We start from the raw sequence: 11,291 nt of genomic DNA, 5'->3' as shown, positions 1-11,291 counted from the left end.
GTTCGGCTCCTGCTCGAACTTCACCAGCTGATTGTCCACGGTGTCCAGGCTCTCGCTGGTTTCCGTCAAAAACTCCCGCAACAGATCATCCATGAAAACAGGCCTTCATACAGGGAAGGCGCGCACACAAGACGTGATGCGCCAATTCGGAATGGGGCCAGCTTCACCGCAAAGCGTTTAATAATGGTTGAGTATGTGGAAAAGAACGGAATCAACAAAGAGATAAGGCGCTCCGGACAAGCCGAAGCGCCTCGTAAAGACTTGATTAACGTTTGAGAGCGGCGGCAGGTCTATGAAGCGATAATGGTGATGGCCTCGCCTTCGTGCGCGAGCCTCACGGTCAGCCCGCAGGCCTCTGCCAACAGCCGCGTATAATAAGGCTGGATCGCATGTGCATCCGCAGCCGGGCCGCGCTCGCCGCTCAGGAGCTCGGCGATGTTCTGCGGCAGGCGCGCATTATGTCCGGTCGCGGTGATGCGGAAACTCATCGTCTCGCCCTCGCCGATAGGATCGATCGTCAGCGTGCCGCCGCGCGGGATCGTGTGCTGCGAAACGACCAGCATGTTGAGCAATAGCTTGACGCGATTCTTCGGCAGCAGGATCCGCGGCAGATTCCAGGTGATCGAGCACTTGCCGTCCTCGATGTGGCCGCGCGCCATGGTCTGGGCGTCGCCGAGATCGATCTGCGCGCCGGACGAGCCGGCCGCACCAAAGGCGAGGCGGCAGAACTGGAGGCGGGCGGAGGCGGTCTTCGCGCTCTTGCGAATCAGGTCGAGTGCGAACTCGCGGTCGTCGGGCTTGGGATCGTCGTCGAGCACTTCGAGCCCATTGACGATGGCGCCGACAGGGCTGATGAGATCGTGGCAGACCCGCGAGCACAGCAGCGCAGCGAGTTCGAGCGCATCTGGAGCGGTGGCGGTAGCGGGTGACGAAGCGTCAGACATAAAGGGTTCCTGGAATTGCACGGCGCGGACGCGGCGAATCAAGCATGCTTGACGAATGCTGCTGGTTCTAACATTCGCAAGCCCGTGGCAGCTAGCTTGCGATCGGTTCGAAGCGGCCCTAATGCCGCGGCGAATCACTGAGTAGGGATGGAATTGCCGATGAATGAGGCATGCAGGTGAAGCGGATCATCGACGGCGCGGCCGCCTCCCACCTGATGGAGCCGCTCACCGCGCTGGTGGTGAAGGCGGGCGAAGCCATCCTCGCGGTCAACCGCACGGCGATGCGGGTCGACGGCAAGCAGGACGGCTCACCGGTGACCGAGGCCGACCTTGCCGCCGACCGCATCATTGCGGACGGCCTGGCGCAGCTTGCGGGCCACATCCCGACGCTCTCGGAAGAGCGGACCCAGCTCGCCTCGCCGCCATTCCGCGACAGCTTCTTCCTGATCGACCCGCTCGACGGCACCAAGGAGTTCGTCGCCGGGCGCGACGAGTTCACCGTCAACCTTGCACTCGTGACATCGGGCGTGCCGCTGCTGGGCATTGTCAGCGCGCCCGCACTCGGGCTGCTCTGGCGCGGCATCGTCGGCCGCGGCGCCGAGCGGGTCAGGTTCGACGGCGCGACCATCGGCGCTGCCGAGCCGATCCATACCCGCAAGCTGCCGCCCCTAGGCGAACCCTGGATCGCCGCGGTGAGCCGCTCGCATGGAGATCCCAGAACCGAGGCGTTCATCGATCACCGCGCCAACGCTGTCAGGAAGACGGTCGGCTCGGCCGTGAAATTCGGCCGGATCGCGGAAGGCAGTGCCGACATCTATCCCCGCTTCGGGCCCACCTGTGAATGGGACGTCGGGGCCGGCTACGCGGTCGTGACCGCCGCCGGCGGCAGCGTGACCGACGGCAAGGGCGGCGCACTCCGCTTCGGCGAGCGGCACGACGTCGGCTTCATCATCCCGGAGTTCATCGCTTGGGGTGACCCGCAGGCGGCAAGACTCTGAAATCGTAAAGACGCTACTGGCTGAGCTTGTCCTGGAGGGCCGGCCAGCGCTTGCCCACCTCATAGAGGAAGCGCTCGGGATTGGCGGCGAAGGCGTCGCGATTGGCTTCCCGGCTGAACAGATAGAGCCGCTGCGACGCGATCGTGAAGAAACGGGGGTTGGCCGCGATGGTGACGCCGCGGGCGATATCGGCCGGATCGTAGCCGCCGAACTGCGGGCCGTAGACTTCGGGATGGGCCAGGAAAGAGGCCCGGTTGCCCTCGTTCCGAAAGCGCCAGACTGCGGCCCACAGGTTCGCCTCGAACTCGGCCGTCCCCTGCACGGCCGCGCCATCGACGAAATAGGCCACGGGGTCGAAGCCCTCGATCGCCACGCCGCTGAAGCGGTTGACGACGATCCGCTCAGTGGTGGCCGCTTGCGCCGGCAACCCCATGCAGAGGATCCAAATGCCCGACAGCATGCAGACCAGAAGGCCGATCAAGGCAATTCCGGGGCGCAAAGGGCTGGCTTCCTGCCGTTGTGCCGTCATAGTTGCTGCGGATAACATCCGAGTCGAGGGGACATCCGGCGCAACCTAGAGCCGCGCCTGTTGGCGCCAGGTTAAGGAAGCGACCGGATTCGATACCAGGGGTTCTTTTATGACTTTCGCATCACGCCTTGCCGCAGTCGCGCTTGCCGCGATGGTCGGGTGGATCATTCCGGCTTCCGCCCAGCAGCCGCCGCCGCCCGATTTGCCGCCGCCGCAGCGGACCCCGACGCCCAGCACCTATGGGCCGGACGAACTCGTGAACGCCGGCCACCGCTTCTTCGGCAACGTCTCGCGCGGTCTCGCCTCGATCATCGAGAAGGCGGTCAGCCAATGGGGCCTGCCCAACGGCTATATCCTCGGTGAGGAAGGGTCCGGCGCTTTCGTCGCCGGCCTGCGCTACGGCGAAGGCACGCTCTACACCAAGAACGCCGGTGACCTCAGAGTCTACTGGCAGGGTCCGTCGCTCGGCTTCGACTGGGGTGGCGACGGCGCGCGTACCATGACGCTGGTCTATAATCTGCCCGCCACCAACGCTATCTACCAGCGCTTCGCCGGCCTCGACGGCTCGGCCTACATCATCGGCGGCTTCGGCATGACGGCGCTCACCGCCAACAACATCGTGCTGGTGCCGATCCGCTCGGGCCTCGGCCTGCGGCTGGGAGCCAATATCGGCTATTTGAAATTCACCCCGCGCGCGACCTGGAACCCGTTCTAGCGTCCCGCTTCCCCCTCCGGCGACGGATCAAGGTTAACGACATGTCGGGGCTGGCTTTTTGCCGGCCCCGCATGCAATGTCCTTGGTAAATTTTTCCTTAGCTTTGGGAGTTCTGGCCCATGGTCGAACCGATCATGTACCTGGCGATCGGTTTCCTGCTCTCGATGCTGTGCGGTCTTGCGATCGTGCCGCTGGTGCATAACCGCGCCGTGCGCCTGACCACGCGCCTGCTCGAAGCCGCCACGCCGTTGTCGATGGCCGAGATCCAGGCCGACAAGGACCAGCTCCGCGCCGAGTTCGCCATGTCGGCGCGACGGCTCGAGATGAGCGTCGACCAGCTCAAGAACAAGACCACGAGCCAGCTCGCCGAGCTCGGCAAGAAGAGCGACGCCATCAACCGCATGAAGATCGAGCTCGGCGAGAAGAACGCCACGATCTTCGCGCTCGAAGCGCGCGAGAAGGCGGTGAAGGAGCAGCTCCGCGCCACCGAAGAGGAATTCAACACCAAGACCGCAGCCCTGCGCGCGGCCGAGCTCGCGCTGACCGACAAGCAGGGCGAACTCGCAAAGATCAATTCCGAACTGTCCGACCGCTCGATGATGGCGGAGAGCCGCCAGGTCGAGCTGGTTGTGGTACGTGCGCAGATCGAGGAGCTGAAGAACCGCGTCGGCGACGCCGAAAAGGAATTTGCCGCGACGCAGGCGCGGCTGGCGCAGGAGCGTACCGAATCCGAGACCGCCTCCCGTGAGCTCGGCGACGCCCGCGGCCGCGTCGAGAATCTGAGCCAGCGCGTCACCGACCTAGATCGCCAGCTCATGTTGCAGGTGAAAGAGGCCGAGATGCTGTCGGGTCGCGTCGGCGATCTCGAGGGACGCCTTGCCACGCAGGGCAAGCTGCTCGCCGAGCGCGACTATGAGAACAACCAGCTCCGCCAGGCCAACGAGGGCAACGAGCGCACCATCAAGGAGCTGCGCGTCGAGATCGCGGCCTTGAGCGGCGGCAAATCGTCGGCCGCGATGGACTCGATCCGCGCGGAAAAGGCCGCGCTGGAGGAGCAGCTCCGTACCGCCCGCGACGAGCGCGCCAAGCTGCAGCGCGACATCAACGCGATCCAGCAACAGGCCGAGAGCTCCTGGGCGACCGAGCGGATGGAGAACGCGCTGCTGCGCGAACGCATCAACGACATCGCCGCCGAGGTGGCCAAGCTCGCGATGCAGCTCGAAGGCCCGAACTCGCCGATCGAAGCCCTGCTCGCGGCCGAGGCCGGCCAGCCGCCGAGGCCGGCGCCGCGCCCGGCCAACGACGCCCCGACCAACGGCGCGGCCGCAGGCACCCTGCCCGAAGGTGGCGGAACACTGGCCGAACGCATCCGCGCGCTCCAGGCCCACGCCTCCCGCGCCCGCCAGCAGGGCGCGTAGGCGGCCCCAAAACGGTCTCGCCGCCGCATTGCGGGTCCGGGGGAAGGTTTTCCGGCCCGGCAGCGCCTCGAAACTTGACACCTTCGGCCCGCACTTCTAAATCGCGGGCTCCAAAGCGCCGGCGGCCGAAACTCGGGTCGCCTGCATGATGGTTTCGGGTGCATAGCTCAGCGGGAGAGCGTTCCCTTCACACGGGAGAGGTCCAAGGTTCGATCCCTTGTGCGCCCACCATTCCTCCAGAATTTACAATAACTTAGTGACTTGCTTCCCCCACATTGTGCCCCAAAAAATCTGGGGCACAACCCGGGCACGTTGCAAAAAAGATCATTGCTCTACCTGCGCCCGCCACTCCGATCCCGACGGCAAATCAAGAAAGCTCGTGGATCTTTCACCACGAGATCCGCGTCGGCGCGTGACCTTTGGGCACGAGTTTCGTTGGGCGCTCGATAGGCGCGAGCACGTTGTGCTCGAGGCAACCTTCGCTGAGGTACCACTCGAGGAAGGTATCGTGCTCGCGCGGGTCCTTTGATGCTCCGCGCTTGCCGGTCTTGGCTGTGTTGTCCACTGCCGCCATGAGTTGCCGCCGCGTCAGCTCGGCAATGGCGAGCTCGAAATGGTTCTCGAGACCACGTCACCAGAGCAGACAGTGCTGGTTTCCAGTGACGACCTGCCGTCCGGTGAGGGACACCACATAGGGCCGCCTTCAATCATCAGGTTGCCAGCTCATGCACTGCTTCTCCGCCAGCTGTTGCCGTTGAGCCTCGCGCCCGACTTGGTTCGGATCGCTCCTATTGCCTACCTTCCTGGCGGCGATGGTGCCGACTACGACGAGACCTCTGTGGCAACATTGTAAAGCGGTAAGGACCAAGGGAGCCGGGAGTTCGCTTTCGGCATCCCCCCTACCTCGGGGTCGGCTTATGGTCATCGCCCTTCCAGATCGTGATGCTACTCGGGCGTATTGACCGGTTGCGGTGCCGTAGCGCTCGCATGGCTCGCAACGAAGGACCCAGTTCGCACCCTCCTGGATCACGACCGAGTATCAAACCTGCATCAGGCATTGGCGGATCGGGTCTCACCAGCTTCGTGGTGCTCAGGCCCGCATTCGGATCAACTGCCATTTCGAAGTCTCGTTCAAGCAGCTCTCGCAGGCGCTCGATGCGAGCGAACCGGAATGGATGGACCGGTTTGATCATCGGGCTAGGCCCCTCGGGTCGAATGCGAACAGTCGGATGATGAAAGCGACGAGCGCGCGACGGGTGACGCTCATGAGTCGAGCTGTCGGTTCTCCGCCGAATGCCAGTCCGCGCCGTGGAGGCGGATCATCTCCCGACGGGACCGCTCGATGAAGATGCGCTCAACGCAAAAGCCGGCTGCAACTGAAGCCGCCAGCGCAAGGCCACAGGCCATATAGTCATTCATGAAACTCCAAAAAATGTTGCAGCCGGCAACTCCTACAAAAGTAAGTGCCATGATCACATTGCGAAATGCCTTAACCATGTGCCCCCCAGTCAGTCGGCGAGGAACTTTTACCATTGCAACCACGGCGATTGGCAGCGTTTGACCCTTGTGATGAGCCGTCTTTCTGCTCGATCAGCTTGGGTCCGGCCGCGCTGCAATTCCGGCTCTGGCTATTTCGCGGGCAACAACGCGGCGGCCTGTGCTCTCGCCTGCGTTGAACCGCCCGCGGCTCGGGCGCGCGGCGGTGCCGGCAAGCGGCAGGGCTCAGGTCGATTATCGCGCACCATCCACGCCGGTAGGGAGCATCGCTTCGCCTAAGGGCCAGCCCGAACCAAACAGATGCGTCCTCGATCATCCATGCCGCCAAACAATATCCATGAACCATTTAGAAAAGATTGCCGGCCGTTCCCGATCCGTAACTGATCGTAAACTGTGCGATGGCAACAAACGGCCATGGAAACCGAACGCCCGCTTGAAACGATACCTCAAGGCATCCGTAGGAGAAAAAGCGGAGGCCGCTTTTTAATCAGTATCACCGGCAAATGCTCGATCCCCTTCGTGACTGCCATTGGGTGTCTTCTTCGAAGCTCCCCGATCACCCTGGAACAACGCTCGCTCTTTTACGAAACGGATGGATGGAGCGACGCTCAACCGGCGAAGGTGCCGAATATCGTATGACCGAAGCCGGTCTGACAGAACTTAGCCGCCCCCGATAATCCGCAGCCGGTGGGAAAACGACGAACATGTCAAAGGCCATGGAATTGATCGTAGCTGGCTACGTGAGGGTGCGGGACCGACGCGCTCTACTCGACTTGCTGGCGCATCGACGCAAGCTGCTCGCCCAGCTGGAAGCCGTGTCGGGCATCAACCCAGAACGCGGCCAAAGCAATCCAAGAGGAATTGGCCATGATCGAAGCCGGCCTCGAAGAACTCAAAGCTCCGCCCGGTTCGCTGCCTGAGAACGAGTGGAGCTAGCGATGCGCGTTAACAAGATCAATTGGGACAAAATCGGCCGGGTAACGGAGCCGGGTCGATACAAGTGCTTCTTCGGATAAACGAGCGCGAGTTGCCAGGCAGCTCCTCGAGTGGTGGAATGGCCAGGTCCTGGACCTTCTGACCAAGAAGAGGCAATTCGGCATATCCCGATTCGAGCTGGTGAAGCGCTAAATAGAGATCGTCAGCGCCATCGAGCTGGGCGGACTCACAAGCGCCTTTGCGACGGCGATTCATCCCTCTTCATATCAGTTCGACAGCATGATCGAACGTTCCGTCAAGATCGTTTCGGAGGCGATAGAGGGAGACCGACGCATACGGCACACCTTGTCCAGAAGCTGTATCGCGATTGTCGAGCGGCTCACATCGGCGCGTTTGAATGCACAACTTTGAATTTCCGCGCAAATGTTCACTCAGCGTCAGAGGGAGCGCGATCCGTTTGCAGACGCCATAGCGCCGGAACGCGGCGAACTGTCCATCGATTTTGCTGGAAACGTGCGCCCCCCTTGCGGGACCAGCAGGAATTGTGCGCCTCATTTGAATAACGATCTCGAGATTCGCTGGAAAGGGAACGAAGCGGCGGTGCCGACGACCAAGGTGTGGATCTGTGCATTTGCAGCGTGCGTACGTCGGTCCCGTGGCCTAAGAGAGCAGAGAAAGAGAAGGAGTTCAAGAATGTCTAAGCCGCCTCACCCGTCTCATCCAGAGCATCCTGACGTGCCGCCGGGCCCGCCCAGTGATACGCCCGGCAAGGGACCACCGCGTCCCAGTTCGCCGCCCGACCACCGTCCAGTGGGCTAAGCTTGGCTGGGCGCAATAGGCTCGGTGGTGCCGACCAGGATTGGTGGGCGATCTGGCCCGAGGTGTTTGATGCCGAACTGGCGGCGTACGCCAAGTTGGGCATTTCGCCTCGGACTATCCACAAGGGCAATGGGATTCTGATTCTCGAAGCGGACTGGCCGGTAGAGGGGCAGTCCGCTTCGATGCTGTTGCGTATCGGATATTCGCCGCTACACCCGTTCTTTCGCCCGGCGGTCTCTGCGCCGAACGAGACTTTTGAGCGGCATCAGAACCCGCACAGTCGCGAGCTTTGCCTGCTCACGCAGGAAGCTGGGCAATGGGATTCCTACCAACTTGTCGCCGATTTCGTTCAAGAACGGTTGGACCACCTCCTGCTCGCCCTCGCTGCGAGAAGGGAGAGCCGCTCGGATGATGCAGCTAAGCTCGAGGAGCAGACCGCCGATCCCTTGATGCCCTACTTCGCAGGCGCCTCCGAGGACGACTCGGTGATCCTGTTCGACGGTCAGGCACCGCTTCCGCCAGCGCAACATGGCCTTTTGGAAATTGTTTGCTCGCCTCGCTCTAGTCGGACCAATGGGGCCGCGTTCGAAGGCGTGCTAAGGCAAGTGAAAGCCAGCAACGGTGCCGGCCTCGGAAAGCGATTCGGATTCGCGGCGCAGCCACAAGGCTTCCAAGTTGTTATCGGTCGCTGGGTCAAGTTCACTCCCCCTGCAACCGCGGACGCACGCGAGTTGCTCCGACTTGCCGAAGAGGAACTCTCTCGGCAAGCTGTAATGCAGCCGGCGAGCGTGCGCAAAGTTAACCAGGCTGGACGTGGCCCTCTCTCGATCACCGGCATCGTGTTTCCGGATGAGGCCACCTACGGCTCCAAAAAGAATGGTTCGGGATGGTTGTTCCTCGCTGCGCGACCTGCGCTCGGTGACGGAGCAACGGTAGATGCGCCCCAGCTGATTCGCGGAGAACGGGCCGGGAGAGACGACATCTTCTCCCGCCTGCCTATAGCAAAGTCGCTTCTGACAAAGAAGGTCGTTGTGGTCGGGGCTGGCGCCATCGGAAGTTTTGCCGGTCTCGAATTGGCGCGGGCCGGGGTTGGAGAAGTTACGTTTCTTGACTTCGACACGATCCAGCCGGGCAACAGTCTTCGCTGGCCGCTCGGTCGGTCTGCTTGGGGAAGAAGCAAGTCTCAGGCCCTCGCAAACTTCATCGTCGAGAATTACCCGTGGACGAGCGCTGGTTTCGCCGAGGGCCGTCTCGGAGCGGCGTTCACGGACGTTACAGCGCTTCCCCCTCAAAATGCGCTTGCGCCGGTGTTCGATTTGCTCCGCGGCGCAGACGTTGTTGTCGACGCTTCGGCGTCGGAAGAAGTGCAGCTTGCATTGGCGCATCATTGCAAACGCCTGGGCGTACCGTATGTGGTCGGCTACGCGACCCACGGCGTTGCAGGCGGCTTGGTCGCACGTTTCTTACCGGACGGCGAAGGCTGCTTCATTTGCCTCAACCACCACTGGAAGGACGGTCGGATACCCCAGCCGCGAGTCGATAACGCGGGCATAGTGCTTCCGGTCGGCTGCAATTCTCCGACCTTCACTGGTGGCGGCTTCGACCTGCAGGAGGTCTCGCTCGAAATCGTGCGGACGACGGTGGGATTGTTGTCGGACGGCAATTACGATCCGGGCGCCTGGGCGGTAGCCGTGTTGACGCTCAGAAACGAAGATGGTTCGAGGACCCTGCCTTGCTGGGAGGCGCATCCCTGCCCTCCTCACCCTCAATGCTGCGGAGCCTGACGATGACGGTATGGCTCTCCTCACGCGTCATGCAGTCGATGAGTGAGGACGCGCAAGATCTCTCGCCGCTCGAGAACGGGGGCATACTACTTGGGTGGCGGTCAGGTGAGGACCGCATCGTCGTCGACCTCCGCGGCCCTGGCCCCCTCGCCCTCCACGGTCGCCATTGCTTTGTGCCGGACCATAAATGGCAGGTAGCCGAACTCGATAGAGCCTTCAAAACAAGCGCTGGCGACCTAGACTACCTGGGCGATTGGCATTCGCATCCTGACGGCATCGCGGAGATGAGCGATCTCGATTCAGCCACCCTGCTGCGAATAGCCCGCAAGGTGAACTCACCCCTTATGCTCATCGTGGCTGGAAGCGGCTCGGAATGGTTTCCACGGTGCTGGAAGGGCCAGATAGTGCGCTCGCTGCTCCGACGGCGACTATCGGCCACTCAGCAGGAGATCAAGATCTTTGATTCTTCTTCAGTCTGGCCGCGGCGACCTGCAGCTTCATCGAAACCGTAAGCAGCGCACACGGCAGTTCAATTTCGGCTTGGTCAACTTCGGGACGTGCTTAGCCGGCCATACGGCCTCAGCTTGTAGGTCCCGTCTAGCCACCCTTGAAGCAGCTTCTCGACCACCCGAGAGACCTTAGTCTTTTCTCTGATGGCCTTGATCTTGGCCTCGTCGATCGTGTGCTCATCGATCAAGACCTGCAGCGCAGTCTTGCCTTCGGGCGCGCGAGGCCCGCTTCGGCTCTTCCGCTTCGCTGGCCCGCTTTTCTTCGCCACAATTCGCCCGGATCGAGCAGCTGTGGCCCGAGTTCGGGCACTCGCTGCAGGTCCTGGCCGCCTCCGACGGCGGCGGGATGGCCTGGCGGACTGTCGACGGCGTCGAATTTCTGACCCGCTACACGCGCCAAGACGGCAAGCAGAAGGTCAAATCCCGCGGACGGCGCAGCCCGGAGACCGAAGCCATTTTCGAGCAGTTCGAGAGCACCGTGCTGAAGGCCCGCCGCGTCCGGCGGGAGCTGCGGGAAGACGTCCTGCTGTCCTGCAAGCTGGCGAAGGCTCACGGCGTCGCCCGGCTTCGTGGGCGTCTGGCCGAGACCCTCGACTGGCTCTGGTACACGGGCGCCAGCAGCCGGCTCTCGCTGTTCGGCGGGACCGCCCTCCTCAGCTACGAAAGCGCTTCCGGTATCCTGGCGCCGACGGCGCTCGTCAAGGACCAGCACCTGCAGTTCGTGGCGCGGACCGAGGACCTCGAGACCCTCAACCTGGACGAGATCGCGAGGCCTGCGACGTCGATCAGGAGGGTGCCACCTACAAATACAACGACCACCGGTATCTGATCCGGACGAAACGCGAGAGGCGCATGCTGGCCGAGGTCTTCCTGCCGACCTACTTCGTCCGGCGCCTCGATGGCGACGCCCATGACGAGCTCAGGGACATGTTCCGGGAGCCCTGCACAAAGGCGCTGACGTTCAGCCGGGATATCCTAGCTGATCTTTCGATCCGACGTGTCGTTTTGGAGCACGCGAAGGCGTCGAAGTCGTTTCGAAGGTATTCCGTGTAGCGCGTCGATCTGGATGGGAAGGCGCGGCAATCTGGATGGCGAGTCAGTGTCGCGGCGAAGTAATGATTGCCGCGCAGATTGTCGTGCGC

11 protein-coding genes and 1 tRNA gene are annotated in these 11,291 nt (G+C 62.5%); 8 read left to right on the top strand and 4 right to left on the bottom strand.

Going from position 1 to position 11,291, the window contains the following annotated elements; translation table 11 throughout:
* Positions 1–290: 290 nt before the first annotated feature.
* Positions 291–944 (bottom strand): histidine phosphotransferase ChpT, encoded by a 654-nt coding sequence (gene chpT / locus ABIB66_RS42980; protein ID WP_354066159.1) that lies wholly within the window; start codon positions 942–944, stop codon positions 291–293.
* A 170-nt stretch (positions 945–1,114) separates the two neighbouring features.
* On the opposite strand from chpT, the gene ABIB66_RS42975 reads away from it, so the two are divergent.
* Positions 1,115–1,942 carry a 3'(2'),5'-bisphosphate nucleotidase CysQ family protein gene (locus ABIB66_RS42975; RefSeq protein WP_354210462.1) on the top strand — a complete coding sequence of 276 codons (828 nt, stop codon included), beginning with the start codon at positions 1,115–1,117 and terminating at the stop codon, positions 1,940–1,942.
* A gap of 13 nt (positions 1,943–1,955) precedes the next feature.
* Here the strand turns inward: ABIB66_RS42975 and ABIB66_RS42970 are convergent, their stop codons facing one another.
* Positions 1,956–2,441, bottom strand: coding sequence for a YHS domain-containing (seleno)protein (locus tag ABIB66_RS42970; protein WP_354260003.1), 486 nt, complete (start codon positions 2,439–2,441; stop codon positions 1,956–1,958).
* Between the two features lie 139 nt (positions 2,442–2,580).
* On the opposite strand from ABIB66_RS42970, the gene ABIB66_RS42965 reads away from it, so the two are divergent.
* From ABIB66_RS42965 to ABIB66_RS42955, 3 genes are all read left to right on the top strand, one after another.
* Positions 2,581–3,186 carry a DUF1134 domain-containing protein gene (locus ABIB66_RS42965; RefSeq protein WP_007606270.1) on the top strand — a complete coding sequence of 202 codons (606 nt, stop codon included), beginning with the start codon at positions 2,581–2,583 and terminating at the stop codon, positions 3,184–3,186.
* A gap of 119 nt (positions 3,187–3,305) precedes the next feature.
* On the top strand, positions 3,306–4,604 hold the full coding sequence (locus tag ABIB66_RS42960) for a coiled-coil domain-containing protein (protein WP_354210464.1): 1,299 nt from the start codon (positions 3,306–3,308) through the stop codon (positions 4,602–4,604).
* A 156-nt stretch (positions 4,605–4,760) separates the two neighbouring features.
* Positions 4,761–4,835: transfer RNA gene (locus ABIB66_RS42955), tRNA-Val, on the top strand.
* 157 nt (positions 4,836–4,992) lie between these two features.
* On the opposite strand, the gene ABIB66_RS42950 is transcribed toward ABIB66_RS42955, so the two are convergent.
* Together ABIB66_RS42950 and ABIB66_RS42945 are read right to left on the bottom strand one after the other, a co-directional pair.
* The gene (locus ABIB66_RS42950) at positions 4,993–5,178 is read right to left on the bottom strand and encodes a hypothetical protein (RefSeq protein ID WP_354260000.1); all 186 of its coding nucleotides are present in this window, start codon (positions 5,176–5,178) and stop codon (positions 4,993–4,995) included.
* A 689-nt stretch (positions 5,179–5,867) separates the two neighbouring features.
* Positions 5,868–6,101, bottom strand: coding sequence for a hypothetical protein (locus ABIB66_RS42945; protein ID WP_354259997.1), 234 nt, complete (start codon positions 6,099–6,101; stop codon positions 5,868–5,870).
* A gap of 1,757 nt (positions 6,102–7,858) precedes the next feature.
* Between ABIB66_RS42945 and ABIB66_RS42940 the strand changes: the two genes are divergently transcribed.
* The 4 genes from ABIB66_RS42940 to ABIB66_RS42925 all read left to right on the top strand — a co-directional run bounded on the left by ABIB66_RS42940 (position 7,859) and on the right by ABIB66_RS42925 (position 11,202).
* Positions 7,859–9,640, top strand: coding sequence for a ThiF family adenylyltransferase (locus ABIB66_RS42940; protein ID WP_354259994.1), 1,782 nt, complete (start codon positions 7,859–7,861; stop codon positions 9,638–9,640).
* A 2-nt stretch (positions 9,641–9,642) separates the two neighbouring features.
* Positions 9,643–10,152 (top strand): Mov34/MPN/PAD-1 family protein, encoded by a 510-nt coding sequence (locus ABIB66_RS42935; protein WP_275174448.1) that lies wholly within the window; start codon positions 9,643–9,645, stop codon positions 10,150–10,152.
* Between the two features lie 343 nt (positions 10,153–10,495).
* Positions 10,496–10,978, top strand: a complete 483-nt coding sequence (locus tag ABIB66_RS42930) for a hypothetical protein (RefSeq protein WP_354259990.1) — start codon at positions 10,496–10,498, stop codon at positions 10,976–10,978.
* A gap of 23 nt (positions 10,979–11,001) precedes the next feature.
* Complete coding sequence (locus ABIB66_RS42925; RefSeq protein ID WP_354259987.1) at positions 11,002–11,202, top strand: hypothetical protein; 201 nt, start codon at positions 11,002–11,004, stop codon at positions 11,200–11,202.
* Positions 11,203–11,291 lie beyond the last annotated feature (89 nt).

This window comes from Bradyrhizobium sp. F1.13.3 (genome assembly GCF_040548265.1).
Classification (GTDB): domain Bacteria; phylum Pseudomonadota; class Alphaproteobacteria; order Rhizobiales; family Xanthobacteraceae; genus Bradyrhizobium.
The sequence above is the reverse complement of the archived record's forward strand: the minus strand, read 5'-3'. Positions and strand labels throughout refer to the sequence as shown.

Bases quoted from the DNA above. Each gene is read 5' to 3' on its own strand.
- chpT (WP_354066159.1), bottom strand. From the start codon at position 944: ATGTCTGACGCTTCGTCACCCGCTACCGCCACCGCTCCAGATGCGCTC.
- ABIB66_RS42965 (WP_007606270.1), top strand. From the start codon at position 2,581: ATGACTTTCGCATCACGCCTTGCCGCAGTCGCGCTTGCCGCGATGGTC.
- ABIB66_RS42950 (WP_354260000.1), bottom strand. From the start codon at position 5,178: ATGGCGGCAGTGGACAACACAGCCAAGACCGGCAAGCGCGGAGCATCA.
- ABIB66_RS42935 (WP_275174448.1), top strand. From the start codon at position 9,643: ATGACGGTATGGCTCTCCTCACGCGTCATGCAGTCGATGAGTGAGGAC.
- ABIB66_RS42925 (WP_354259987.1), top strand. From the start codon at position 11,002: ATGCTGGCCGAGGTCTTCCTGCCGACCTACTTCGTCCGGCGCCTCGAT.
- ABIB66_RS42975 (WP_354210462.1), top strand. From the start codon at position 1,115: ATGCAGGTGAAGCGGATCATCGACGGCGCGGCCGCCTCCCACCTGATG.
- ABIB66_RS42960 (WP_354210464.1), top strand. From the start codon at position 3,306: ATGGTCGAACCGATCATGTACCTGGCGATCGGTTTCCTGCTCTCGATG.
- ABIB66_RS42945 (WP_354259997.1), bottom strand. From the start codon at position 6,101: ATGGTTAAGGCATTTCGCAATGTGATCATGGCACTTACTTTTGTAGGA.
- ABIB66_RS42930 (WP_354259990.1), top strand. From the start codon at position 10,496: ATGGCCTGGCGGACTGTCGACGGCGTCGAATTTCTGACCCGCTACACG.